The organism is Candidatus Thiothrix putei (assembly GCA_029972225.1).
Lineage (GTDB): Bacteria > Pseudomonadota > Gammaproteobacteria > Thiotrichales > Thiotrichaceae > Thiothrix > Thiothrix putei.
In genome coordinates this window covers 1105453-1130538 of record CP124756.1, presented here as the reverse complement: position 1 = coordinate 1130538, position 25086 = coordinate 1105453, and the positions used below count along the sequence as shown (strand labels likewise).

The following is a 25086-nucleotide window of genomic DNA, read 5'->3' as shown; positions in this document are numbered from 1 at the left end:
AGTGCATGGCTGCATGATTCACCCGCTATTTTTCAGACAACCCTCTACGGCTTACTCGGAAAAATACCAGGCAGTTCTTCCGGGAGCTTATTAGGGATCATTTCCTTCAAAGCCTTGGCGCTATCCTCAAACCACGGCATCAACCGTGAATCTGCCCACCAAGCTTCTTTGGAATAATGCCCCACTGCACTAAACAACAGTACTAACAAGGTAACAATCAAACCACCCCGTACAATACCGAAAGCACCACCCAACAGATAGTCAATCCCCCCCAAACCGACGGAAGAAACCGCCGCGCTGAGTAAGTGGTTAATAATAGAACCGACTATCAACACACTGAGGAAAATGATAACAAAAGCGACAACGACTTGTCCGAGCTTACCCTGCCCTTCAAAAGGCACATGCACCGCCAATTTTTCATAGTAAAAAAAGGCAAATGCGGCAGCAGCCACCCAAGTTATCAGGGAGAAAGCCTCCCTGACAAACCCCCTAATCAAACCAATAATAGCCGATAGGACAATCAAGACAATAATGCTTATATCCAGAATATCTGCTGTCATGGATTGGTTACTTGCTGCTAGTCACAAAACTGCCTTGAATGGCTGAATTTTGCTTGTAACGAGACTTCATCTTAGCCTGCGCTGCTTCAGCCGCCGCACGGTCAGCAAAGCCGGTCACATTGACACGGTAAACTGTCTTGCCACCAACATTAGCCGTCGAAACCGCAACATTGTAACCATCAGCCTTCAGTGGGCCTGCGGCAGCGTCTGCTTTTGCTTTATCGGCACTGGCTAAGACTTGAATAGTGAAACTGCCAGCACCGCCCGCCGCATTGCCTGCTGCTGCACCAGCACTGGCTAATGCAACCGATTTGGCAGCCGCTGCTTTTTCAGCCGCTAACTTAGCCGCTTTCTCGGCAGCCTCTTTAGCCGCAGCCGCTTTTTCTTCCGCTGCTTTTTTAGCAGCCGCTTGTGCAACGCCCGCTTCTGAAACGGCTCTAGGCACAGGTTTCTCGTTAACCAAAACCACTTTAGAGCTGGCTTTTTTCTCTTCAGGCGCAGGCGTATTGGTCGCTGGCTTGTCTTTCTGAGAAGCAGAAGGCGTAGTTACTTGGCTGGTTTTGGTTTCGGCTGGTGCAGTCGGTTGTGCCGCAACAGGAGCCTTAGAACCCGTCTCAGGCGTGTTGGCTTTGGCATTACCCGTTCCCATACTGCCCATGCCATCTTTCACTTTACCGTCGGTATCGACTAAATCACGGACTTCGCCACCAATACCGGGACGTACTTCAAAACCCGTGGTATTAGGAACAGTCTCCGGTAATTTAACATCAATGCCCGGAATCAGGTTAGCGCCACCGGCTTGCTGAGCAGTGCCTGCCGCGTTTTGATTTTGTTGCGCAACATCAATGCCAGCGCCGGTTTGCTGGGTAGCCGCATTAGGGTCATCGCCAACAATTGTAGGTTTTTGCTCATCGCCACCCACGCCCGGAAACCCCAAAATTGGCTTGGTTTCAGCCGATTGGTTCATTGCCATGTCTTGCTGACCGTCACGGTTTTTGCCTTTCAGCAACCATGCCAACAGCAATGCGGCAACAAGTACCAGCACGACCGCGCCAATCATTCGTTTGGTTGTAGCCTTATTATCCATTTAATTCACTGCTCCTTTGTAATCTGACACTCAAAAACGGTTGGTTGGTGCTGTTAGCTGTTCAGGCAGAACCAGCGCCATGGGGAGAAACGTCTATTTCCAGCATAGCGGATACTACCAGAAAAGAACCGAATGCAACTACTCTGTCCTGTTTTTCTGCGCTTAAAACCATAACGTTCCATGCACTCTGGAAATCAGGATAGGCATGAATCGGTTGGCTTATGCCATTGGAACGCATGAGTGCTAACAGATCATCCTGACTGAGCGCCCGCTTGCTGGACAATGCCACTACGTACCATTCATCCACCGCCGACGCCATGATTTTCAGCACTCCGGCAACATCCTTATCTGCAAGTATAGAAAAAATTGCAAATGTTTTGCCGTTTACTGGATTTTTTTTCAACCATGCCGCTAATTCAGTCGCTGCATGGGGATTGTGCGCCACATCAAGGATGACTTCCGGTTCTGCCAGAATCCGCTGCATCCGCCCCATCAGGCTCACACTGGCTAAGCCTTCAGCAATTGTATCTGGGGAAACGGGCAATTTATCCGCCAATTGTTGCAAAGCTGTCACCACAACCGCCGCGTTTTGGCGTTGCACATCGCCCACCAATGCGGGCTGTGGCACATGCTCTGCACTGAAATCCTGCCCGAATTGCCACAAATTCGCCCCGATACGCGCTGCTTCACGCGCAATGCTGGCGGGTGGCTGCGGGTCGCCGCAAACCACCGGCTTACCTGCCCGCATAATGCCGGATTTTTCGTAGCCAATGGCTTCGCGGGTACTGCCCAGCCATTCCACGTGATCAATGCCAATGCTGGTGATAATCGCGACATCCGCATCCCACAGATTACACGCATCCAAACGCCCGCCCAGCCCGACTTCCAACACAATCACATCAACCTTGGCCTGCAAAAAACACCACACCGCCGCCAGTGTGCCGAATTCAAAGTAGGTCAAATCAATGTCATCGCGAGCCTTATCAATCGCGGCGAAAGCGGCACAAATGTCCGCATTCCTTACCGGTACGCCATTCAGCGCAATGCGTTCGTTGTAGCGCAGTAAGTGCGGGGAAGTATACGTACCGACCTTGTAACCTTGCAGCAGCAAAATCCGCGTTAACATGGCGCAGGTGGAACCTTTGCCGTTCGTCCCGCCCACCGTCAGCAGTGGCACGGGTACAGACAGCAAGCCCATGCGCTCAGCGACGCAACGAATCCGATCCAGCCCCAGCTTGATTTCGGTCAGGAATTGCGTTTCCTGCCAACGCAACCAATCATCGAGCGTCTTCAAGCAGCATCCAATACCGTGGTGTTAATCGGGCAAGGTTTGTGCTGCATAATGGCTACCAAATCCGCAACCGTTTCGCGCATATCCCGGCGGTGCACGATCATGTCAATCGCGCCTTTTTCTTGCAGGAATTCACTGCGTTGGAAACCTTCCGGCAGTTTTTCACGCACCGTCTGCTCAATCACACGCGGCCCCGCAAACCCGATCAAGGCTTTCGGCTCACCAATGTGAATATCGCCCAACATTGCAAAACTTGCCGACACCCCGCCCATCGTCGGGTCAGTCAATACCGAAATGAACGGCACACCTTTGTCGCTCAAGCGCGTCAACACCGCACTGGTTTTGGACATTTGCATCAAGGAAAACAACGCTTCCTGCATCCGCGCTCCGCCACTCGCCGCAAAGCAGATGTAGGGAATCTTGTTCGCCATCGCTGCTTCTGCGCCACGCACAAAACGCTCACCGACCACCGAACCCATCGAGCCGCCCATGAAACGGAAATCGAACGCCGCCGCCACCAATGGCACACCCAAGACCGTGCCTTTCATCACGATCAGCGCGTCTTTCTCACCGGTTTCTTTTTGCGCGGCGACCAAGCGATCTTTGTATTTCTTGGTATCACGAAACTTCAGCATGTCGGTCGGCGCAACATTCGCCCCGATTTCTTCACGCCCTTGCGGGTCGAGAAACACCTCCAAACGTCGCCGCCCTGAGAGGCGCATGTGGTGATTGCACTTGGGGCAAACGTCCAGATTGCGTTCCAATTCCGCCCGGTACAGCACCGCTTGACAGGCAGGGCACTGATGCCACAGCCCTTCTGGAATGGATTTCTTTTCGGTGTTCGTTACGTCGGTGCGGATGCGTGATGGTAGACGCAGTTTTTCAAACCAGCTCATGTATTCTGTTTACCCCTAGGTTCAAGCATCCAACGCGGTACGCATGGAAGCCAGCAAGTCACTGATACTATCCATAATAGCAGCATGGTCATTCGGTGTCGCTTCGATCTGTTTGATCACCGCGCTGCCCACCACCACCGCATCCGCTGTTTTTGCGACTGCCGCCGCCGTTGCCGCGTCTTTAATGCCGAAACCTACGCCTAATGGCAGGTCAGTATGTTGGCGGATTTTGGCGATATGTTCGGCGACTTGCCCAACATCCAGCGTGCTTGCGCCCGTCACACCTTTCAGCGACACGTAGTAAATGAAGCCGCCGCCTGCTTCTGCCACGGTCGCTATGCGGCGTTCCGGCGTGGTCGGTGACAATAGAAAAATCGGATCAATGCCGTGTGCGCGGAACAACGGCAATACGCCCATGCCCTCTTCCGGCGGTAAATCCACCGTCAGCGCACCGTCCACACCTGCCGCTTCTGCTGCTTTGGCAAATTCGGCGTAACCCATGATTTCAATCGGGTTCAAATAACCCATCAGCACCACGGGCGTAGTCGTGTCGGTTTGGCGAAATTCTGCCACCATGCCGAGGATGTCGAGCAAGCTGGTGTTATGCAGCAAAGCGCGTTCGTGCGCTTGCTGGATCGTCGGGCCATCCGCCATCGGGTCGGAAAACGGCACACCCAGTTCGATAATGTTTGCACCAGCAGCCACCATGCGGTGCATCAGCGGCACGGTGATCGAGGGGTGCGGATCGCCCGCCGTCACGTAAGGAATCAATGCAGTTTTGCCCTGTGCTTTAAGGGCGGCGAAACAAGCGGCGATGCGACTCATAGCGTAATGCCCTCCAGCCGTGCAATGGTGTTGATGTCTTTATCGCCACGCCCGGAGAGGTTGACGATAATGCTTTGGTCTTTGGACATGGTAGGCGCAAGTTTCATCGCGTAAGCCAGCGCGTGGCTGCTTTCCAACGCGGGAATAATGCCCTCGATGCGGGTCAAGGCGTGGAAACCTTGCATGGCTTCCGCATCCGTCACCGCTACGTAGTTGGCGCGACCGATGTCTTTTAACCAAGCGTGTTCGGGGCCGACACCGGGGTAGTCCAAACCAGCAGAAATCGAATGCGTTTCAATGATTTGCCCGTTGGTGTCTTCCATTAAATAGGTGCGGTTGCCGTGCAATACGCCCGGTTTGCCTGCGCACAACGGCGCAGCGTGTTTGCCGGTTGCAATGCCGTCGCCGCCAGCTTCCACGCCATAAATAGCGACGGATTCATCCGCGAGGAAGGGGTGGAACAAGCCAATAGCGTTCGAGCCGCCGCCAACGCAAGCGACCAGCGCATCCGGCAAACGTCCTTCCTGTTCCAGAATTTGCTCACGCGCTTCACGCCCGATCACGGATTGGAAATCGCGCACCATCGCGGGGTATGGGTGGGGGCCTGCGACCGTGCCGATAATATAAAAGGTGTCATCGACATTCGTTACCCAGTCACGCATCGCTTCGTTGAGTGCGTCTTTCAGGGTTTTGGAGCCGGAGGTGACGGGAACGACGGTAGCACCCAGCAATTTCATGCGGAACACGTTGGGGGCTTGGCGTTGCACGTCTTCCGCGCCCATGTAGACGATGCATTCCAAACCAAGGCGGGCGGCGATGGTGGCAGAGGCAACACCGTGCTGACCTGCGCCGGTTTCAGCGATAATGCGCTTCTTGCCCATGTGTTTGGCGAGCAAGGCTTGACCGATGGTGTTGTTGATCTTGTGTGCGCCGGTATGGTTCAGGTCTTCGCGCTTGAGGTAGATTTTTGCGCCGCCGAGTTCGCGTGTCCAGCGTTCCGCCAGATACAAAGGGCTGGGGCGACCGACATAGTATTTGAGGTCGCGGTCGAATTCGGCTTGAAAGGCGGGGTCATTTTTGAGCTTTTCGTAGGCTTGTTCGAGTTCGTAGATGGGTTCCATCAACGTTTCTGCGACGAAACGCCCGCCGTATGCGCCAAAATGCCCGGCTTTGTCCGGCATGGCATTCCAGTTGAATTCGCTGAATTTCACGTTACCGCGCTCCTACGTAGAAGATCGTAAAAACGGGGTAAGTTAGCATAAGTGGTAAAACCTAGCTATGTTGCGGTTGGGTTATATGAACAGCAGACACGCATTGCAAAGACATTGGCATCCGAATACGAGTGTCATATCCTACACATGCAACAACCCAGCAGGTGATCAATCAATGTTCTCTGATGAAGTCCAGAAAAAACTCGCTTATTATGTCTACTTCCTGCGTGATCCCCGCGATCAAACAGTTTTCTATGTCGGGAAGGGTGTAGAAAATAGAGTGTTCGCCCATGTTGCCAATGCGCTAAAGGATCAAGGGAGCGAATCAGACAAAATTCAGCACATTCAAGCAATCCACAAAGCCGGAAACGCTGTCGAACACCTCATCCTACGGCACGGCTTGACCGAAGAAACCGCTTTTGAACTGGAAGCCGCCATGATTGATTTCATCGGCCTAAAAAATCTGAGAAACGACCAAAACGGTCATTATTCCAATGATTTCGGACTCATGAGTACAGATGCAATCAAAGCTATGTACGAAGCAGACCCCTTCGACGAAAAAACTGCCGAACCACTATTGCTGATCAATATAAACAAGCTGTTTAAGCGGGACATGAGTACTGACCAAATTTACGAAGCAACCCGTGCCTCGTGGAAGATTGGTGGTAATAGAAGGAAAGTAGCCAAGTATGCGGTTGCAACTTATCGCGGCTTGACACGGGAAGTTTACAGAATCAGTGAATGGTATCAGGTTGAAGACAGCCGATGGGCATTCAACGGCGAACTAGCCGATGAAGAAAGACGACTCAAATATCGCCACAAATCCATTGCCCACTTATTTCCGAAAGGCGCATCATTTCCGGTTCGTTACATCAACTGTCAAAACAAAGACTGGACAAAAGCACTGAAGCAGCAAACAAGAGACATGATTTATAACATGCAAATCGCTCTTGATGGAAAATTGCACTTCAAACACCTTAACCAGCAGTCTGGCTACATTACCCTGCAAAATCTATTAGATGGAAAGATAGTCATAACCAATAAACAAACGGGACAAGAACGCTTGTTCAATCATGTGGATGAACTACTTAAGGATGGCTGGGCAATTGATTAGGGCAATAACCAGTTTTCCACGATCAAACTCGGTACACGCTTAAACTCATCGGTGTTATCGGTTACAGCGACTAAACCCAGATGCAAAGCGTGGGAGGCGATCAGCAAATCATTCGGGTCGATAATCTGCCCAGCAGCTTCAAGATAGGCACGAACTTCCGCATAGGCATGGTCTGCTGGAGCATCAAACGGTAGCACGTCGATCATGGAAAGTATTTGTTCCACCCACGCAGTCAATGCTGGGGAATTGCGTTTTTTTGCGCCGAAACGCAATTCAGCAGCGACGATGATACTCGTGCAAACTGCACCTTCGCCGACGCGCTGCAAGTGTTGGTAGACATTGCCTTGAGGTTCGCGGAACAAGTTAGAAATGATATTGGTATCAAGCAGGTAGCGGTAGTTGGTCATGCTCAAAACACCACATCGTCCAGCGGTGGCAGATTGTCTATGTCGGGAAAATCTATATCTGATGGTTTGCAGGTGGCTAAAAAAGCAAGCAATGAGGGGCGTTGCAGGGCTTCGATGATCAAACGATTACCTTCGCGGCGAATAATCGCCTCATTCCCAGCTAATTCAAATTCGCGGGGGATGCGGATGGCTTGGTTGCGCCCGTTGCGGAACAGGCGGACGTGGCGTTCGGCTAACATGTTGACCTCCAGATCAGGCATATATATGAGCCTATGCTAGGGCAAGGAGAAGGTGAATGCAACCTACTTGTCGAAGCAAACCAACAGGGTTTGAAACAGGTTTTCAGGCGATGAATTGCGCGTAACTGTAAGGCGCGTTCGTAAACAATGTCGGGGATAGGCAACCAGATTTGTTGCGCCAAAAAATCCTCGTATTGCTGCATCAACAAGGTATTCCCATCTCGTAAAGGCTTGACTAATACTTCCATGCGTAACAGTGGAGACACTGCCAGTTGATATTCTGGCAAACTATCCAGCATCGCTTTGATTTTAGGATAGTGGTCAGTTACGCTCTATCCGGGGATCTTCCAATGGCGAAAAATGATCTATCAGGCTGGCACTCATCATGGTTTTCCGTAACGGCTAAAACCGGTAGTGTCGCTAACTGCATTGTTTCAATGCAAATTTATATGCGGTCGCCCTGTTTAACCTAAGTGTGGAGTGGGGGCAATCATCACTTCCATGCTACAATCGGGCTATCTGCGGATCACCTTTTGTGAGGAACGATAATGAGTGCAACCGTCAGCATTGAATATGAATTACCCCCCGTGATGACCGGCGAAGACCTGTACGATTTGGGCAGTGTGCAACGCATGGAACTGGTAAAAGGACAGATAAAAATCATGCCACCAACGGGATTTTTACACGGTGATGTCGAGCTTAGTATCGGCAGTGTGCTGAAACGCTTCGTCACACAACAGCAACTTGGCAAAGCTATGACCGGAGAGGTGGGCATTTATACTCGCCGCAACCCGGATACGGTGCGTGGGGCAGATGTACTGTTCATTTCCCATGCCCGCCTGCAACAGGTCAAATCGGATTCCTATCTGGATGTTGCACCAGAACTGGTAGTCGAAGTACTGTCCCCGCGTGACCGCTGGCTGGATGTGGAACAAAAGCTGGAAGAGTATTTTGCCATTGGTGTAGACCGGGTGTGGATTGCCGACCCCATCCGCCAGACCTTGCGGATTTATACGGCCTTGAACCAGTTCACCATCCTGCAAGGGGATGCGGTGGTGCGGGATGAAGCCATCCTGCCGGGGTTTGAGTGCAAGGTGGCGGAGTTTTTCAGTTAAACATTGACGATACGCGCGAATCATCGCGGTATCCAATCCGGTAGAACCGGATTTTTTGCCCGTCGATTTGCCTTCCAGCACAAAACAATCACGGCAATACAGGTCGATAAACCCCGTATTGGAACGGTGATCAACCTTCAACAGATCAATGCGCCGTTCAAACACGTAAGCGTTCATCTCATTATTCGCATGAGCAGGTTGCGGCTTTTCCACGCCAAGCAATTCGCACAATTCACCGAGGAACAGTTGGAGATTGGCTTTTTCCGAGCCGTCTTTGCCCTGCCAGCGTTGAATGAAAGCATCTGCGTGTGCGTCGGTGGTGATCATAAAAGCCCCTGTTTACCCGATAAGTGTGGGGTGGGGGCAATGATCACTTAAACGGATTTTTAATCACAAGTTGCCCAATCTCCCGCCCATCCTGCATGTCTTCGCTAAACAGTATTTGGCAATTCGCCTGCAACGCCGCCTCCACAATCAGGCTATCCCAAAATGAAAAGGCTTTGCTCTGATGCCGTTTCATGGCAGATGCGATAATCATCTTATCCACTTGCACCAAGGGATATTCCGCAAAATCATTAACGATTTCTTCAACCTCTTCCGCTGGAAGTGCCTGCTTACCCATTTTGCTCAGTGTGACATACAACTCTTGTAGCACTTGGGTACTTACGATCAATTGCCCATCACTACCAAACTGACCAATCAAACGCTTAGCAATCGCTTGTTTTTCTGGCTCATTTTTATCGAACGCACACACCAACACATTCGTATCGAAGAATGCCTTAGCGCTCATAAAGCTCTTCCCGTGTCCACTTACGCCCTGCGCTACTGAAGGTTGATGCTTCCGCTTTTTTCAAAATACGATCGGTGGTTTGCTGATAACGCTGGTTGCGACTAATGAATTCCTTAATGAAATTGCGGATGATGGCATTCAACGACGTACCTTGTTGAACCGCTGCGATGCGTGCTTGCTTGAGATCTTCATCATCAAGCGTAATGGTAAAATTGGTCATAAAACAATACCCGTGAAGTCGTGTAACACGGGTTCAGTGTAGCACGGCATTCTAACACCGTCAGTACTTCCATTTTACACATACCCAATTAACCTACTTTAGTTCTACCTAAACGTAGCACTTGAGGATTTCCCTATGCAAACCATCGGCATCAAAGAGCTGAAAACCAACCCCGCCGTCTTAACCAAAGCAATGAAAGCCAAGGAACACCTGCTGATTTCCAAACGCGGCAAACCTTTTGCGCTCGCCACCGCACTGGATGACCCGCTGTTTGATTTAGGCTTGAAAACCTGGCTATTGACCCGCGCTTATGCCAGCGGCGGCTTATCCTTGGGGGAACTGGCTCGCGCACTGGACAAATCCTATAGCGACATTGCCAAGAACATGAGGCTAAAAATCATCGGGCTGCTCGGCGTACTGCTCCTAAACCAACGACGCGGGCATATTCCCACCACGGAAGTATTGGACTTGGTGGCACAAATCAAGCGGATGAATTTCCGCCTGTCTGCCCAACTGGAAAGCGATTTTCTGCAACAACTGCAACGCTGAGAATATCAATTGCCTGCTACCGTACTTGCCACACCCGCCATAAATGCCTGCACCTTCGCCACATCCTTCACACCGGGCGCGGATTCTACCCCGCTGCTCACATCCACCGCGTACACACGGCTGATGCGAATCGCTTCCGCCACATTTTCCGCCGTCAACCCGCCTGCCAAAATGATCGGCTTGGGGTAATCCTGCGGCACTTGCGTCCAATCAAAGGTTTCGCCCGTGCCACCCGCCGCGCCCGGTGCGTGGCTATCCACCAAAAAGCCTTGCGCATCGGGGAAACGCGCCGCATACGCCGCAAAGCCACCCGATTCCGCCAAGCCCTTCATCCCCACCGCTTTCAAATACGGGCGCGAAAATTGGCGGCAATACTCCGGCGTTTCCGAGCCATGAAATTGCAGAATATCCAACGGCACGGCTGCCAGCACTTCACGCACAACATCCGCCTCCGCATCCAAAAACAAGCCCACGGTAGTGACAAACGGTGGCATCGCCGCGCAAATGTCCGCCGCTTGCGCGATGCTCAGATTACGCTTGCTTTTGGGGTAAAACACCAACCCAATCGCATCCGCCCCCGCCGCGCTGACCATTGCCGCGTCCATGACTGAGGTGATTCCGCACACTTTTACCCGACAGCGCATAACCGTGATTCCTGAGCAATAAAAGCCGTCAAGTTACCACAGACAGCTTGTCAGCCAAACAGGAAAGCGCCGCCGCCTTGCTTTACGATAAACGCATGTACGCAACACTACCCGATTACAGCACCGCCCTGCCCTTGCCCCGTATGGTTAACCTTCCGGCAGGTCGTTTCCTCATGGGCGGAATAGAGGGACGCGACGACGTGGAAGGCGGTTGCACTGCCCATGAACGCCCCGCCCGCCAGGTTTACATTGCCGTGTTTGCACTCGGTAAATACCCCGTGACCTTCGACGAATACGATACCTTTTGCGAAGCCAGCGGTTTTCCGCTACCTGACGACAACGGCTGGGGACGCGGCAAACGTCCGGTAATTAACGTGAGTTGGGACGACGCGCAAGCCTATTGTCACTGGCTCAGCAGCATGAATGGCGTGACCTATCGCCTGCCCTCCGAAGCCGAATGGGAATACGCCACCCGCAGCGGCAGCCATACCGCCTACCCGTGGGGAATGCAAATCACCAGCGCCCACGCCAATCACCACATGCAGCACGGCATGACCACGCCGGTAGGCAGTTATCCACCCAATGCCTTCGGTTTACACGATTTATGCGGAAATGTCTGGGAATGGGTGCAAGACTGCTGGCACGACTCCTACCAAGGCGCACCGCTGAATGCGCAAGCATGGGAAGAGGCTGGCAACCACCACGAGCGGGTGCTACGTGGCGGTTCATGGAACGACAGACCGCGCTATTTACGCGCCGCCTATCGGGTCAAGGATTATGCCAGCGGTCGCCAGATTTTTCGTGGCTTCCGCGTAGCACGTTCGCTTTGAGGCTTATTTGAAGATTTCGTCGAAAAACGCTTTCATGCCCGCCCATGAACGCTGATCCGCTTTTTCATCGTACTTCAGGTTTTCAATGCCGTATTTGCCCGCATTCGGGTTGGTGAAACCGTGGCGTACATCGCCGCCATAGGCGACAAACTGCCAGTCCGCGCCGGTTTTTTCCATCTGCTCGGTAAACTTGCTCACCGTTGCCGGTGGAACCATGCCGTCGGCATTGCCGTGGAATGCGAGAATTTTGGTTTTGATTTCGGTGCCATCCGGTGCTGAAGGCAAGGAACCGTGGAAGCTCACCACGCCGTCAATGTCTGTGCCGCCGTAAGCCATTTGCATCATCGTGCCGCCGCCGAAGCAATAGCCAATCGCCGCGAGTTTTTCCGCGTCTACTTTGTCGCTTTTCTTGAGCTGTTCCAGACCTGCATTCGCGGTGGCACGCCATGCCTCAACGTCAGAGGTCACTTCCGTCATCCATTCCTTAGCTTGCTCTGGCTTGTCGGTGGATTTGCCTTCGCCGTACATATCCGCCGCAAATGCTACGTAGCCCATTTCTGCCAGCTTTTCAGCACGGTTTTTCGCGTGGTCGTTTAAACCCCACCATTCGTGGACGACTAATACGCCGGGGCGTTTTTCCGTTACGGCATCGTCGTAATACATCTGACCGACGAATTTTGTGCCGTCGTGTTCATAGGATACGGCTTCACTTTTGACGGCTGCCATAACGTTGCTTGCCAGCAGGGATAAACCAGCGATTGCCAGCATTGATAGTTTTTTCATGTAACGTTCTCCTTTGGGGTCATCCATACGTTTTTTGCACGTAAGTCTCGACCAACGCCTGAAACTCTTGTGCAATATTGTCGCCTTTGAGCGTAACGGTTTTTTGCCCATCTTCGTAAACCGGCGCAACCGGCACTTCGCCGCTGCCCGGTAAACTGATTCCGATATTAGCGTGTTTGCTTTCGCCCGGCCCATTAACCACACAGCCCATGACCGCGACCAACATGCTTTCCACGCCAGCGTATTGATCTTTCCACACCGGCATTTGTTCGCGTAGCCAGTTTTGAATGTCTTCGGCAAGGTGTTGGAAATAGTCGCTGGAGGTACGCCCACAACCGGGGCAAGCCACCACTTGCGGCGTGAACGAACGCAAACCGAGTGCCTGCAAAATCTCCTGCCCGACGATCACTTCTTTTTCACGTTTGGCGTGCGGTTCGGGGGTGAGGGAAATGCGGATGGTGTCACCAATGCCTTCCTGCAATAGGATCGAAAGCGCGGCGGTGGAATACACAATCCCTTTACTGCCCATGCCTGCTTCGGTCAAACCAAGGTGCAAGGGGTAATCGCAACGGCTCGCCAAATCGCGATAAGCCCGCACCAAACCCTGCACTTCACTGAGTTTACACGACAAAATAATGTGATCGTGCGGCAGACCGTATTCTTCGGCTTTGGCGGCACTGGTGAGCGCAGATTCAATCAGCGCAGCGTGCATCACATCATACAATTCCAGCGGTTGCGCCAGTTTGGAATTGTCATCCAGATTGCGTGCCAGCAATTCCTGATCGAGCGACCCCCAATTCACGCCAATGCGCACCGGCTTATCGTAACGGCAGGCGAATTCGATCATTTGCGCGAATTGCTCATCACGCTTTTTGCCACGCCCGACATTGCCGGGGTTGATGCGGTATTTGGCGAGGGCTTGCGCACATTCGGGCACAGCCGTTAGCAACTTGTGTCCGTTGAAATGGAAATCGCCAATCAGCGGTACATCGCAGCCCATTTTATCGAGGCGTTCGCGCACTTCGGGGACTGCTTGCGCCGCTTCCAGCGAATTCACGGTGATGCGTACCAACTCTGAGCCTGCGCGAAACAGTTCTGCACATTGCGCGGCTGTACGGATTGCATCCGCAGTGTCGGTGTTGGTCATGGATTGCACGACGACGGGGAATTCGCCGCCGACGGTGACATTGCCGACCTTCACAGGAACAGTGCGGTGGCGTGGAATAAGGTGATTGTTTGCCATGTTGTTATGCTGCCTGTTTCAGAGGGAGTTCAGCACGCTTGCTGACATAAAGGACTTCGATACCCAGCACATTACCCGCCGCATCGTAATCAAACATCATGCCGGGTTTAACTTCTTCGGTTTTTGCCACGTCACCTTCAGCAAGTTGGATGTACATCGCGTCCGCCATTGGGTCAAATTCGATTTTCATGGAGTCACCCTTTATTCAAAATAGGCTGTCACAATGGTAACAGGCTCAATGGATTCATTGTAAATGACCCGCAGCCGCTTGAAACCTTTCTCTGGAATTTCTTTCAAGGCATGGGCAAGCGTGCCGTCTTCGGGGTCATTTTCGGTCTGATCAGGAAACGCCAGCGCGGCACTAATCCACTCCAGCTTGATCCCTCGCTGCTGAAAGCGTTTCTTAGCATGATCGCTCAACCTGTACTGCATCTTTATGTTATTCCCGGCTGTCTTGGATTGGGGCATTATGCCCTATCGTGCGATAATTGGCAGTGACAGGGTTATTATGGCGGAACTATGCAAACACTTTTTTCTTTGATCGAATCACCCATCCACCCCAACTTCAGTGCATTGTATCAGCAGCTTGGTATTGCGGAACAACGCTTCACCGCCGCTCGCAAATTGCACAAAGCGGTGCAGCAACAAGCACCGGATTTTCTGGTCGGCGAATTCATCTACGGCTTTGGCAACAACTACGCCGGAGCAAATGTGTGCAATCTGGATGTGACCTTGCGGGCATTGCAGCGTTTTTCCCCACACACCAAAGTGATCGTTTTCGTGCCACCCAATGAAGCGCAATACGTCGATAAGTTGCTGGCATTATTCCCCATTCACGCGGTACTGAAATACCCCGTCAGCCCGCAAGCGATGCAGGAAGCCTTACAAATCCCGCTGTAAATCCGTCAATAATGCGCCAATGACTTCACTCAACGCCTGATTCAAGGCTGCCACAATCTTACTGGTGCTGACGGGAATCTGCTCCTTACGCACGGCATAACGGTGCTGCCCTAGCAAATGCTGATCCCTTACCCGCACGAGGGAAGCATCCATCACGATTTCCACGGCTGCACTGCCTTTGCCAGCGGGTGGGTATTCCGCCTGAAAACTGGCAACCCGCAACAGCAATTTGTAATTATCATCCTTACCCAGCATCTGCGCGGAAACCGACTGAAAACTGCCACTCCGCGCTAACGCATCCAGCACCACCGCGTGCAAATAGCTCGATAAATCATCAGGCCAGCGGCTATGTGCAATAAAATCCTGCTGCAAAAGCGGTTTGATCAACACAATCCGGTCACTATCCAACGCAGGGCTGACGGTCACTTTCGGCACATACACATTCGCGTTCAGTCGTTGTGATGCCGTAGCAACCGACGGTGCTAAACGGTAAGTCTGCTCGACCGGCAAATCACTTTTCAACGGCACAGAACACGCCGACAACAACGCCAATAACAAGGCAAACACCCAATAATTCATCGCGGCAACTCCGTCCCCTGCGGCACAGGCTGGTAAATAATCTGTGAAGGATTTTGCTCCAAACGCTCACTCAACTGGCGCACCGACACGGCGGCTTTGCGTGATTCATCCAACACAGACTTCAGGTTTTCCCCCCCTTCCCCCAGCAACTCATTGACTCGTCCTTCACTGTTCACCACCACGCGGTCGATGTCTTGCACTAATTTATCCACCCGCTGCGACGTCTGTTTGATGGAAGCCAAGGTAGATTGCAAAGCTTGCAGATTACCCGCCAAACCCTGTTCGGAACGCTGAACCGCTCCATCCAGATGCTCCACCAATACCTTGAGTTCACGGCTAATCTGGTTGAGGTTGGCGATTAATTGCGGCAATCCGGCAGAGGCTTCGTGCAGATTTTTCAGCAAACCTGCCAAGTGCTCACGGTTCTCCGTATTGAACACCTCATTGGCTGCTGCCACCAATTTGCTCAAGTTTTGCTCCAGATTTGGCAATTGTTGTATCACCGCATCCATATCCGTCAGCTTAGTGCGAATCACCGGAAATGCATTGCCTGCGCTAACGCTCAGCGGCTCTGATTCGAGAGAAGAATCTTGAGCCAGACTCACAAACGGCACGCCCGTCAAGCCCTGTTGGCGCAAGGTCGCCACCGTCGCAGCATTCACCGGAGTACGGACTTCCAGCTTAATTCTCACCCCGACGCGCACTGGGCTATCTGGCAATAAAAACACCTCAGACACCTCGCCCATCTTAATGCCCATGTAACGCACTTCACTGCCTTTTTCCAGCCCTTCAACGGGTGTATCGAAGTGGATGTCATACACCGCTGTTGCCGTCGATGGTTTGTCGTAAAACAACCCGGCAAAGAAAAAACCCGCTACCGCTATCACGATGACAAACAAGCCAACCAAAAAATAGTGGGCATCCCGTTCCAATCAATTCCCCCTGAGCAGCGCACGCGCCCGCCCGCCACTGAAATAATGTTGTATCTCCGAGTGAGGGTTTGCCAGCAATTCATGCAGCGTCCCCACCACCACCTGTTTATCAACCAGCATTGCAATACGGTCGCAGGTTGAGAATAAACTATCAAGGTCATGCGTCACCATGACAACCGTCAGCTTGAGATTGCGGTGCAAAGTACCGATAAGCTGATCGAATTCCTCAGCGGATACCGGGTCAAGCCCGGATGTCGGCTCATCCAGAAACAATACGATCGGGTCAAGCACCAAGGCTCGCGCCAAAGCCACCCGTTTGACCATGCCGCCGGACAGTTGTGCGGGAAACTTATCCGCCACCGCCCGTTCCAACCCCACCATTTCCAAGCGTACATACATCAACTCACGGCATTCCTGAGCGCTCAGATTGGAAAACTCGCGCAAGGGAAACTCGATATTATCCGCCACCGATAATGATGAAAACAGCGCACCGCGTTGGAACATCACTCCCCAATGTTGCTTCAGGCGCGTAAAATCCTCAGGGGGCAATTGCGTTAATTCGGTACTACCGAAATAAATCTCACCGCTGAACGCTGGCTGCAAACCCAACACAGTACGCAACAGCACCGATTTGCCAGAACCCGACCCACCCACAATCCCCAACACCTCGCCACGGTAAATCTCAAGATTCAAACCATCATGCACCCGTTGTGTGCCGAACTGGTTAACGAGTTGACGAATCGAAATCAGCGTTTCCATCACTAAAACCCCAGCCGGTAGAACAGGATGGAAAACAACGCATCCAGCAACAGTACCAGAAAAATCGAATCCACCACCGCTTTAGTGGTGTGTTCCCCCAAACTGGCAGAAGAGCCGGAAACGCGCATTCCCTGCCAACAACCAATCAAGGCAATCACCACCGCAAAAAACGGTGCTTTGATCAAACCCGCCGCAAACGTGCGGAACTCAATATTGGTTTGGACATGCGTAAAGAATTGCACAAACGAAATATCCAGAATGGTGGATGCAATCAGCGCAGCCGCCATCAACGCCACGATGTCAGCTAATACCGTAAGTAACGGCAAAGCAATCACCAACGCCACCAAACGCGGCACGACCAAAATCAGAAACGGGTCTTTGCCCATCACCAGCAAAGCATCCACTTCCTGATTGGTTTTCATCAGCCCAATTTCCGCCGCAAACGCACTGCCCGAACGCCCTGCCACCATGATCGCGGTCAGCAACACACCAAGTTCGCGCAAGACCGAAATCGTCACCATATCCACCGTGTAGATTTCCGCCCCCAAATCACGCAATTGCCCGCCACCTTGGTAGGTAATCACAATGCTGATCAGGCAAGCAATCAACGCCACAATCGGCACAGCACTAATGCCCGTGGTGAATACGTGGTGAAATACAGCACGAAAGCGGAACAGGTGTGGGGAAAACAGGCTGGTGAATAACGCGGCTATGCTGTGACCGAAGAAAGTGATGAAAGAACGCAATACCTGCCAAAGGTTGGACAAAGAAACCCCTCCTAGCCTCCCCTTGTCAGGGGAGGGAGAAGAGTCGGAGGCTTCTGTGGCGGCGAAATACCTCAGATATTCGGCGGGGAAATGGTCAAAGTGGACTTCGTAGCCCTGCCGTATCCAAGATTGCGCCTGCTGATACACAACCCATGCTGCTGTCACATCCAACCGTGCCACTGCTTGTGCATCCACCACCAACGGCGTACCTACCACAGGCTGAACCTGTTGCAAGGCCGCTTTAATCGCTGCGATTTGCGCAAACACCCATTCACCCTGCAAATAAAGGTGAAGCTCGCCATTTTGTGAAAGTTGCCGTAGTTCGATCATGACCTTATTGTGCCTGCTTCTCACTATGGATAGCTACCGCTTGTAGTCGTACCTCAAACCTGCAACCATGCATTCATGATTGATTCACCACTGCAAAGCATGAGCACCCTACATAAACTCAACCAATGGCTACAAGCGGGACTTATCACCCCCGCACAACACGCCAATATCCTCAGCTTTGAAGCCGAGCACCGCCAGCATTCAAACGGCTGGCTGTACAGCTTCATGATTCTGGGTGCGGTCATTATTGGGCTGGGCATTATTTCCCTGATCGCCGCGAATTGGGCAACGCTTCCCGATGCACTAAAGCTGGGTGCAGACTTTACGCTATTGGGCGGCTTGGCAGCGGGGATTGTCTGGCAATACCCCAACCGCCAACACGGTGTGTGGTTTGAGGTGTTACTGGTGAGTTTCATGGTGTTGTGCCTGGCCAGCATCGGCCTGATTGCGCAGATTTACCATATCAGTGGCAAGTGGTATCACGCCCTGCTGTTTTGGGCTGCCATCACGTTTTTACTCAGTTTGTTTGCACGTCATTTATTTTCGCGCTTTTTCTGGGTAACGCTGTTCTTGCTGGGCTTGTCCTGGAGCATTGTGGCTGCCATGGGCGGGCATACGCCCTCTCATTTGCAGGCATTTCCCGCCGTATTGCTGTTTGCCCCCCTGCTGAGCGCCTTGCTGTATTACCTCAGTCAGCACCTCAAACCACTGCGCGGGTTTAGTGGCAGCCTGTTTTTCTGGTTTCAGTTCAGTGCCATGCTCGCGCTGGCATTCGCTGATATTGCGCGTTCGGGGGGAGAACTGAGGGATTATCCCGTCGCAGGGTATTACCCCGCTTATTGGGCGGCGGCATTGTTGGCACTGAGCATTATTCTGCAACGCGATTACCAACGGTTGAATAAAGTCTTATTGTTGGCAAGCCTCGCCCTGTTGTTGCTGGCCTTCCACCCCGATTTGCTATTTACCGGCGCACAACGCTATACCTTGCTTGGCACGCATGACAGCAGTGGTGTGAGTTTTTGGCAAGCAGACGACATCCGTGCGCCGTTACTGACCCTGCTGATCTTGTTTTTGTATGCCATTCATGCAGGCAATCTTGGGCATCAACATACCTTTAACGCCGTGACCTTTTTGATCGGGCTGCGCTTTGTGATTGTATATTTTCAGGCCATGGGCGGGTTAGCCGCGACGGGTGTGGGCTTGATCCTCTCCGGTAGCCTGATTATTGGCATGACTTGGGCGTGGTACAAAGGGCGCGACCGCTTACGGCAGTGGGTAACAAGGGGGCAACATGCATAAGCGCAGTGGGCTGATGATAGCGCTGTTGGTTCCTATTCTGGCGTTGGCGTTGAATGCTTACCTGAACAGTGTGCAACGTGCCAGCGGTGAAGCGGTGGTATTGCCCATCATCGGTTTTGACCCGCGTGATTTGCTTTCCGGGCATTACCTGATGTACCAAGTGGATTATGGGGTGAGTACAGGCTGCACCGCACACGGGGTAGAAGCCGCGATCTGTTTGCGCCCCACACGTCAGCTATACCTGGCTGACGCCTTACCTGCCGATTGTGACTTATTCATCCGGGGCTATTGTGACAGCAGTGCTGCATTCAACGCGGGTATTGAGCAGTTTTACATTCCCGAAGCGTATGCACAGGCTCTGGAAACCAAAGTCCGCAACAAACGCGGCGAGTTGGTGGTGTCGGTGGATAAGGCAGGCAATGCCGCCATCCGCGACCTGTTGATTGATGGCAAACCTTGGAAAGCAAGCGTGCCATAAGCAACTGACGTTATTGATGCATCAGGCGAGCAATTTTGCTTTGCCTATTAGAGCTTATCCAATAGCTGTTGGCTTAAAGCATTAACCCGTCATTTCATCGCGTCTTAATCCCTTTTAAATCAGGGCGGTCTTCAGAAATGGTGCAACTGACTGGCGGCAAAGCCATGTACCTGAAAGTCTTAATCCCTTTTAAATCAGGGCGGTCTTCAGAATTTTTACGAAGCCATCCAGCGCAAACGAGCCAGTCTTAATCCCTTTTAAATCAGGGCGGTCTTCAGAAACAGCTCTTTCCTAAACGGGCAGCGCGAAGCGAAGTCTTAATCCCTTTTAAATCAGGGCGGTCTTCAGAAACGAGGCGATTGGCAATGGGAAATGGGAGTCTGTCTTAATCCCTTTTAAATCCATCTCCTTATACACAAATCAGTCCATTCCCAACTCACTAGCCATCTGAATGCCATAAATGCAGTCCAGCACGCGTGAGTAGCCTAACCAGATACTTTTAGCCCCCGGTTCGCCGTCGGATTTTCTGCCCAGAAAGCCCCCCAGTTCTGCGAGATTGCGGATCACTTGATTGAGGGTAGGTATGCCATCGGGTAGTGCTTTTTTGCCGAGTCGGAAGGAGACTTTCCATTCCAAGGGGTCAAACACCAGATCAGCAGGAAGTTCTGGACAGGTACGCCCCAACCGCATCAGAAACATAATCCGCCAGGCCACCATGATGTAGAGCGCGAGGGCTTTTTCGATGCGCTCTTTGGTGTCCAGTTGCAGTTTTTCGACGCGACAACCGACTTTCAGAACATCAAAAAACATCTCGATTTCCCAACGCGCCCGATACCAGTCGATGAGTTCACAGGCGGCATCGGCGGTCTCTACACAACGGTTGGTGACTAAACGCCAAATGAGGGGCGATTTTCCGGCGGGTGGGTTGATTTCTTTGGCTTGCACCAAGGTCAATAGCATCGGATGCTTACTCTTGGGACGCAAGGTATAACGTAACACCTTGATTTCTTGTACCACTTTACGGGGCTTTTCACCCTGCTTGCGCGGTTTGGTAAAAGTGATACGAGTCAACGCTTTTTGTTGATCAATGGCATCCCACAGTTTGAGGTCATCCCCCAAAGCCCGGTTATGTTGCGCCCGTATCAGCAGGTCAGCCGGGTAATCCAAGGCTTGCGCCCGTTTGAGTAAGTCATAAAAGTCGCTTTCACGGTCGCCAGTATAGATGAGGCGGTGTTCAGGGCAGCGTGCCGCCAGTTCAGCTACCCGTTCATACCCTTCAATCCAGCGGCGGCTTTCTTTGATGCTGGGGTTGGCTTGGTCGGCAGCTTTGCTCAATCCCCGTGACCACATCCACGTATCGGTGATGCCCAACGGCAAACGTTCTGGGGTAATACACAAGGTCGGATGCAGGTACATCCCGCGTTGCTTGTCGTAGGATAACCGCCCTAAACCCTCGGTTTCTTGTCCATTGAAGTCCAGTTCGGTCGTATCTTGAATACACAGGATAATCCGCGAATCTTGTTGACGAATTCGGCACTCTGTCGCTTCAAAGTGGGATGCCATCAAAGCATCATGGCTCACCGCTTCATTCCAGAAGAAACGGTACGTCGCCAAGGTGCTTGACCAACTTTGGCAAGCCTTAGGGATGCTGGACTGGGGGGCTTTCAGCATGGCTTTGAGGATATGGGCGGCTCGTGTTTCGAGACGCTTGTCTCCCAAATCAAGATCGGTGAGTTCGGTAGATGACCAGTTCATGAGTGAAAATTGCTTATCTTACATCAGCTTGGGAACTTGTGTATAAGGAGATGCTTTTAAATCAGGGCGGTCTTCAGAAGCCCTTGAAAACGAGAAAGAGAAAACAATAGCCAAAGTCTTAATCCCTTTTAAATCAGGGCGGTCTTCAGAAAAAAAGTAAAGACCAAAAGGCTGGTAAAATGAGTCTTAATCCCTTTTAAATCAGGGCGGTCTTCAGAAAACCTTACGCGTAGGGTTACATAAGCGTAACGGGGTCTTAATCCCTTTTAAATCAGGGCGGTCTTCAGAATAAGGAGAAAAAAGCCGCTAAGAAAAAAATTAGCGGTCTTAATCCCTTTTAAATCAGGGCGGTCTTCAGAAAAAATCTGCTATGGATTACATCGAGCAGGTTGCGTCTTAATCCCTTTTAAATCAGGGCGGTCTTCAGAAGCAAAATATTTCCCTTCGGTTTCAGAAGAGCCACTTGCAAAATTACATTTTCAGCGTGAACCTTCCTTCATCTGAAGGAAAAAAGAAGTGTGGGCTGCCGTTTTCGGCGATAATAGAAGCATCAAAACAACCATTAAGCCCACGCTATGAATTCTACCGAACGCGCCCTGATTGCACAACGCTGGAGTTTGCTGCAAATTGAAATACTGCCTTGCTTCAATGATGCCTTTGGCACATTGACCCCCAAGCTTGAAAAGCTCATTCACGTACTGGAGCTGACGCGCATTGAAGATTTTGTGCGCTCTTTTCGTGATGGGTCTGGACGGCCAGCGACGGAGCGATCTTGGTTTGCCAATGCTTTTGTCGCCAAAAGCGTGCTCAATATTGTCAATACGCGAGCACTCATTGACCGGCTGCAAAACGATCGCTCCCTGCGACGCATCTGCGGGTTTCCCCTGACCAAGAAACTGCCTTCCGAATCCACCTTTTCACGTGCCTTCGCTGAATTTGCTGAACAGCGTTTAGCGGAACGTGTGCATGAAACGTTGGTGAAAACGTATTTGGGCGATGCGCTGATCGGCCACCTGTGTCGGGATTCAACAGCCATTGAGGCACGTGAACGGCCTGTTGCCGAGGAAAAGCCAAAGAAAAAACAAGGGCAAACACGGATTCAGCGCCAACGGGAACAGTCACTTCAGCAAGCACTCGATGAGATACCGGTTCAGTGTAACCGGGGGACGAAGAAGAATGCCCAAGGCTACAAGCACAGTTGGAACGGCTACAAACTGCATATCGATACCGCCGATTGTGGTGTCCCGATAGCAGCCATTCTGTCTTCCGCCTCCTTTCACGACAGCGGGGCAGCCATCCCACTCTCTCAAATCAGTGCCCAACGTGTCACCAGTCTCTACGACCTGATGGATGCGGCCTATTGCAGTGCTGATTTGCACGAATACAGCCGTCATCTGGGGCATGTCCCTCTGATTGATCACAATCCTCGCGGCGGACAGAAAGAAGCGTTTGAACCTGCTGATGCCGAGCGTTACAAAATTCGCAGCACCGTAGAACGAACCAATGCCCGCCTGAAGGATGAATTTGGTGGTCGGAATGTGTGGGTGCAAGGTGCGCAAAAAGTTTACAGCCACTTGATGTTTGGGATTTTGGTGTTGAGTGCTGATCAACTGATGCGTGTCTTGTTATAAAGCGACTGGGTTTGAAAAAACACGGGAAGACTGACTGAAAAACAGGAGCAGTCGCATCGGTATGGGTGAAATTTAGCAAAAGTTACGGTAAAACTGAAAAAGCTCAGGTTTCGTTGGTCAAATTGAGTAAAAAATCGGCTGAATATGCGGCGTTCGGTCAATGCTGAAAATTGAGCAACTCAGTTTGTCGGATTTTGCAAGTCGCTCAGAAGCTAGGGTCTTAATCCCTTTTAAATCAGGGCGGTCTTCAGAAGCAAATTACGACAATACCAATTCTGGCGCAAGTCTTAATCCCTTTTAAATCAGGGCGGTCTTCAGAAGCAAATTACGACAATACCAATTCTGGCGCAAGTCTTAATCCCTTTTAAATCAGGGCGGTCTTCAGAAGCAAATTACGACAATACCAATTCTGGCGCAAGTCTTAATCCCTTTTAAATCAGGGCGGTCTTCAGAAATTGAACAACTCAATGAGATGGAACTTCTCACGCGTCTTAATCCCTTTTAAATCAGGGCGGTCTTCAGAATCATCAGCTTGGTAAGTATTGTGCAGAGCAAGGTGTCTTAATCCCTTTTAAATCAGGGCGGTCTTCAGAACGCTCAAATCCAAACTATAAGCACCACGATCTGTCTTAATCCCTTTTAAATCAGGGCGGTCTTCAGAACGCTCAAATCCAAACTATAAGCACCACGATCTGGTCTTAATCCCTTTTAAATCAGGGCGGTCTTCAGAAATAAGCTGCATAGTGCAACGGTAAAGAAGATGCTGTCTTAATCCCTTTTAAATCAGGGCGGTCTTCAGAATGGCCAAAGTGCGCAAAGGCGCTAAGATTGGCGTGTCTTAATCCCTTTTAAATCAGGGCGGTCTTCAGAAAACGCCAACAAGGAGTATGCTGGTCACGCCGCTGTGTCTTAATCCCTTTTAAATCAGGGCGGTCTTCAGAAATTAATAGGATTAGGAGTTTGTAATGCCTAAATGTCTTAATCCCTTTTAAATCAGGGCGGTCTTCAGAATAGTAATATTTTTAATCACGGCAATGATCGCAACGTCTTAATCCCTTTTAAATCAGGGCGGTCTTCAGAAGGCTCGTGTCTAATCAGCCTTTTGAATCAGTGGGTTACAGAGACCCTTAGCAGGAAATTCACTGTATAAAAAGTTGTCTTGGGCGAAAATGTAACAAGGTGAGTTTTTAAAGAAGCGACACGCTCAGGTTTCGCGTGTTAATGGGTTGATTTTACGATGATTTAGCGGCGAATGGAAGGATTATTCAGCAGGCTGGGTAAAATCAATCCCTTCGTAAATCTCCGCCAGTGTCAACGTGCAGTCAGGGCAGGGCAACGTGAGCGCTTGTTCCAGATCATCAAACCGCGCCACTTCCCAGCCCGTTTCTGCATCGCTGTAGTACATCGTTACCAGTGGTTGATCTTGCGCTACAATCAAATAAACCTGCAACGATGCCAGCTTTTGGTAGGCAATCAGCTTTTCGGCGTAATCCTTCCACTCAGTGGATTTGGAGGTAACTTCCACGATCAAACACGGTTTTTCCAGATAATATTCATCCGCTTCATCTTGCTCGCAACTCACGATCACATCTGGATAGTAATAGGCTTTGGAGCGTTGCGCCCTAGCTTTGACATCAGATAAGTGAATGTCACAAGGTTTATCGCGTGAAGCCAGACGTAAATTGAAAGCGATATTGAACGCAATACTGTTATGTCGCCGACTTGTTCCCGCCATCGCGTACACCACGCCATCCACATACTCATGGCGTTCTTCCGCAAGTTTTTCACCTTCCAAGTATTCTGCCTCGGTGATATAAGCCGCATTATCCAATGCCATTTTTACTGCCAACAT

General features: G+C 51.3%; 30 protein-coding genes and 3 CRISPR repeat arrays. Of the genes, 9 read left to right on the top strand and 21 right to left on the bottom strand.

Annotation, left to right across the window (positions count from 1 at the left end):
- Positions 1-44: 44 nt before the first annotated feature.
- From QJT81_05875 to trpB, 6 genes are all read right to left on the bottom strand, one after another.
- Positions 45-560 (bottom strand): CvpA family protein, encoded by a 516-nt coding sequence (locus QJT81_05875; GenBank protein WGZ95514.1) that lies wholly within the window; start codon positions 558-560, stop codon positions 45-47.
- 7 nt (positions 561-567) lie between these two features.
- Entirely contained in the window at positions 568-1647 is a 1080-nt protein-coding gene (locus tag QJT81_05870; protein ID WGZ95513.1) for an SPOR domain-containing protein, read from the bottom strand.
- A 61-nt stretch (positions 1648-1708) separates the two neighbouring features.
- The gene (gene folC, locus QJT81_05865; protein ID WGZ95512.1) at positions 1709-2941 is read right to left on the bottom strand and encodes a bifunctional tetrahydrofolate synthase/dihydrofolate synthase; all 1233 of its coding nucleotides are present in this window, start codon (positions 2939-2941) and stop codon (positions 1709-1711) included.
- Positions 2938-3834: an acetyl-CoA carboxylase, carboxyltransferase subunit beta gene (gene accD, locus QJT81_05860; protein ID WGZ95511.1), complete on the bottom strand. Its 897-nt coding sequence runs from the start codon at positions 3832-3834 to the stop codon at positions 2938-2940. The genes folC and accD overlap by 4 nt, the downstream gene beginning before the upstream one ends.
- A 21-nt stretch (positions 3835-3855) precedes the next feature.
- Positions 3856-4659, bottom strand: a complete 804-nt coding sequence (gene trpA / locus QJT81_05855) for a tryptophan synthase subunit alpha (GenBank protein WGZ95510.1) — start codon at positions 4657-4659, stop codon at positions 3856-3858.
- On the bottom strand, positions 4656-5840 hold the full coding sequence (gene trpB / locus QJT81_05850; protein ID WGZ96453.1) for a tryptophan synthase subunit beta: 1185 nt from the start codon (positions 5838-5840) through the stop codon (positions 4656-4658). The genes trpA and trpB overlap by 4 nt, the downstream gene beginning before the upstream one ends.
- 205 nt (positions 5841-6045) lie before the next feature.
- Between trpB and QJT81_05845 the strand changes: the two genes are divergently transcribed.
- Complete coding sequence (locus tag QJT81_05845; protein ID WGZ95509.1) at positions 6046-6984, top strand: hypothetical protein; 939 nt, start codon at positions 6046-6048, stop codon at positions 6982-6984.
- Here QJT81_05845 and QJT81_05840 read toward each other — a convergent pair.
- Both QJT81_05840 and QJT81_05835 read right to left on the bottom strand, forming a co-directional pair.
- Positions 6981-7391 carry a type II toxin-antitoxin system VapC family toxin gene (locus QJT81_05840; protein WGZ95508.1) on the bottom strand — a complete coding sequence of 137 codons (411 nt, stop codon included), beginning with the start codon at positions 7389-7391 and terminating at the stop codon, positions 6981-6983. The genes QJT81_05845 and QJT81_05840 overlap by 4 nt on opposite strands.
- 2 nt (positions 7392-7393) lie before the next feature.
- Positions 7394-7630 carry an AbrB/MazE/SpoVT family DNA-binding domain-containing protein gene (locus QJT81_05835; protein WGZ95507.1) on the bottom strand — a complete coding sequence of 79 codons (237 nt, stop codon included), beginning with the start codon at positions 7628-7630 and terminating at the stop codon, positions 7394-7396.
- Positions 7631-8178: 548 nt separating this feature from the next.
- Here QJT81_05835 and QJT81_05830 point away from each other — a divergent pair.
- Together QJT81_05830 and QJT81_05825 are read left to right on the top strand one after the other, a co-directional pair.
- Complete coding sequence (locus tag QJT81_05830) at positions 8179-8745, top strand: Uma2 family endonuclease (protein WGZ95506.1); 567 nt, start codon at positions 8179-8181, stop codon at positions 8743-8745.
- Positions 8746-8748: 3 nt separating this feature from the next.
- Positions 8749-9123, top strand: coding sequence for a hypothetical protein (locus QJT81_05825; protein WGZ95505.1), 375 nt, complete (start codon positions 8749-8751; stop codon positions 9121-9123).
- Here the strand turns inward: QJT81_05825 and QJT81_05820 are convergent.
- Both QJT81_05820 and QJT81_05815 read right to left on the bottom strand, forming a co-directional pair.
- The gene (locus QJT81_05820; GenBank protein ID WGZ95504.1) at positions 9116-9535 is read right to left on the bottom strand and encodes a PIN domain-containing protein; all 420 of its coding nucleotides are present in this window, start codon (positions 9533-9535) and stop codon (positions 9116-9118) included. The genes QJT81_05825 and QJT81_05820 overlap by 8 nt on opposite strands.
- Positions 9525-9755, bottom strand: a complete 231-nt coding sequence (locus QJT81_05815) for a hypothetical protein (GenBank protein WGZ95503.1) — start codon at positions 9753-9755, stop codon at positions 9525-9527. The genes QJT81_05820 and QJT81_05815 overlap by 11 nt, the downstream gene beginning before the upstream one ends.
- Before the next feature lie 135 nt (positions 9756-9890).
- On the opposite strand from QJT81_05815, the gene QJT81_05810 reads away from it, so the two are divergent.
- On the top strand, positions 9891-10304 hold the full coding sequence (locus QJT81_05810; protein ID WGZ95502.1) for a DUF3368 domain-containing protein: 414 nt from the start codon (positions 9891-9893) through the stop codon (positions 10302-10304).
- Positions 10305-10309: 5 nt separating this feature from the next.
- On the opposite strand, the gene QJT81_05805 is transcribed toward QJT81_05810, so the two are convergent.
- Positions 10310-10948: a phosphoribosylanthranilate isomerase gene (locus QJT81_05805; GenBank protein WGZ95501.1), complete on the bottom strand. Its 639-nt coding sequence runs from the start codon at positions 10946-10948 to the stop codon at positions 10310-10312.
- Between the two features lie 47 nt (positions 10949-10995).
- On the opposite strand from QJT81_05805, the gene QJT81_05800 reads away from it, so the two are divergent.
- Positions 10996-11778: a formylglycine-generating enzyme family protein gene (locus QJT81_05800; protein ID WGZ95500.1), complete on the top strand. Its 783-nt coding sequence runs from the start codon at positions 10996-10998 to the stop codon at positions 11776-11778.
- 3 nt (positions 11779-11781) lie between these two features.
- Here QJT81_05800 and QJT81_05795 read toward each other — a convergent pair whose 3' ends face one another.
- Genes QJT81_05795 through QJT81_05780 form a run of 4 tightly spaced genes read right to left on the bottom strand, consistent with a single transcriptional unit; the run spans position 11782 to position 14236 of the window.
- The gene (locus tag QJT81_05795) at positions 11782-12561 is read right to left on the bottom strand and encodes a dienelactone hydrolase family protein (protein ID WGZ95499.1); all 780 of its coding nucleotides are present in this window, start codon (positions 12559-12561) and stop codon (positions 11782-11784) included.
- A gap of 19 nt (positions 12562-12580) precedes the next feature.
- Complete coding sequence (ispG, locus tag QJT81_05790) at positions 12581-13804, bottom strand: flavodoxin-dependent (E)-4-hydroxy-3-methylbut-2-enyl-diphosphate synthase (protein ID WGZ95498.1); 1224 nt, start codon at positions 13802-13804, stop codon at positions 12581-12583.
- 4 nt (positions 13805-13808) lie between these two features.
- Positions 13809-13994 carry a DUF2283 domain-containing protein gene (locus QJT81_05785; GenBank protein ID WGZ95497.1) on the bottom strand — a complete coding sequence of 62 codons (186 nt, stop codon included), beginning with the start codon at positions 13992-13994 and terminating at the stop codon, positions 13809-13811.
- A gap of 11 nt (positions 13995-14005) precedes the next feature.
- Positions 14006-14236 (bottom strand): DUF4258 domain-containing protein, encoded by a 231-nt coding sequence (locus QJT81_05780; GenBank protein WGZ95496.1) that lies wholly within the window; start codon positions 14234-14236, stop codon positions 14006-14008.
- Positions 14237-14323: 87 nt separating this feature from the next.
- Here QJT81_05780 and QJT81_05775 point away from each other — a divergent pair, with 87 nt between their 5' ends.
- Positions 14324-14704 (top strand): hypothetical protein, encoded by a 381-nt coding sequence (locus tag QJT81_05775; GenBank protein ID WGZ95495.1) that lies wholly within the window; start codon positions 14324-14326, stop codon positions 14702-14704.
- Here QJT81_05775 and QJT81_05770 read toward each other — a convergent pair.
- Genes QJT81_05770 through QJT81_05755 form a run of 4 tightly spaced genes read right to left on the bottom strand, consistent with a single transcriptional unit; the run spans position 14687 to position 18071 of the window.
- Positions 14687-15283: an ABC-type transport auxiliary lipoprotein family protein gene (locus QJT81_05770; GenBank protein WGZ95494.1), complete on the bottom strand. Its 597-nt coding sequence runs from the start codon at positions 15281-15283 to the stop codon at positions 14687-14689. The genes QJT81_05775 and QJT81_05770 overlap by 18 nt on opposite strands.
- The gene (locus QJT81_05765) at positions 15280-16215 is read right to left on the bottom strand and encodes an MlaD family protein (GenBank protein WGZ95493.1); all 936 of its coding nucleotides are present in this window, start codon (positions 16213-16215) and stop codon (positions 15280-15282) included. The genes QJT81_05770 and QJT81_05765 overlap by 4 nt, the downstream gene beginning before the upstream one ends.
- Positions 16216-16974: an ATP-binding cassette domain-containing protein gene (locus tag QJT81_05760; protein ID WGZ95492.1), complete on the bottom strand. Its 759-nt coding sequence runs from the start codon at positions 16972-16974 to the stop codon at positions 16216-16218. It abuts the gene before it with no gap.
- A gap of 2 nt (positions 16975-16976) precedes the next feature.
- Positions 16977-18071: an ABC transporter permease gene (locus tag QJT81_05755; protein WGZ95491.1), complete on the bottom strand. Its 1095-nt coding sequence runs from the start codon at positions 18069-18071 to the stop codon at positions 16977-16979.
- Between the two features lie 75 nt (positions 18072-18146).
- On the opposite strand from QJT81_05755, the gene QJT81_05750 reads away from it, so the two are divergent.
- Both QJT81_05750 and QJT81_05745 read left to right on the top strand, forming a co-directional pair.
- Positions 18147-19370: a DUF2157 domain-containing protein gene (locus QJT81_05750; protein ID WGZ95490.1), complete on the top strand. Its 1224-nt coding sequence runs from the start codon at positions 18147-18149 to the stop codon at positions 19368-19370.
- Complete coding sequence (locus QJT81_05745) at positions 19363-19848, top strand: GDYXXLXY domain-containing protein (GenBank protein WGZ95489.1); 486 nt, start codon at positions 19363-19365, stop codon at positions 19846-19848. The genes QJT81_05750 and QJT81_05745 overlap by 8 nt, the downstream gene beginning before the upstream one ends.
- A 100-nt stretch (positions 19849-19948) precedes the next feature.
- A CRISPR array of direct repeats spans positions 19949-20267; the repeat unit is 37 nt; unit sequence AGTCTTAATCCCTTTTAAATCAGGGCGGTCTTCAGAA.
- Between the two features lies 1 nt (position 20268).
- On the opposite strand, the gene QJT81_05740 is transcribed toward QJT81_05745, so the two are convergent.
- Positions 20269-21603, bottom strand: a complete 1335-nt coding sequence (locus QJT81_05740; GenBank protein WGZ95488.1) for an IS4 family transposase — start codon at positions 21601-21603, stop codon at positions 20269-20271.
- Positions 21604-21646: 43 nt separating this feature from the next.
- A CRISPR array of direct repeats spans positions 21647-22032; the repeat unit is 36 nt; unit sequence GTCTTAATCCCTTTTAAATCAGGGCGGTCTTCAGAA.
- Positions 22033-22178: 146 nt separating this feature from the next.
- Between QJT81_05740 and QJT81_05735 the strand changes: the two genes are divergently transcribed.
- Complete coding sequence (locus QJT81_05735; protein ID WGZ95487.1) at positions 22179-23234, top strand: transposase; 1056 nt, start codon at positions 22179-22181, stop codon at positions 23232-23234.
- A gap of 217 nt (positions 23235-23451) precedes the next feature.
- Positions 23452-24315: direct repeats of the CRISPR family, unit length 36 nt; unit sequence GTCTTAATCCCTTTTAAATCAGGGCGGTCTTCAGAA.
- A 180-nt stretch (positions 24316-24495) separates the two neighbouring features.
- On the opposite strand, the gene QJT81_05730 is transcribed toward QJT81_05735, so the two are convergent.
- Positions 24496-25086 carry a Uma2 family endonuclease gene (locus QJT81_05730; GenBank protein ID WGZ95486.1) on the bottom strand — a complete coding sequence of 197 codons (591 nt, stop codon included), beginning with the start codon at positions 25084-25086 and terminating at the stop codon, positions 24496-24498.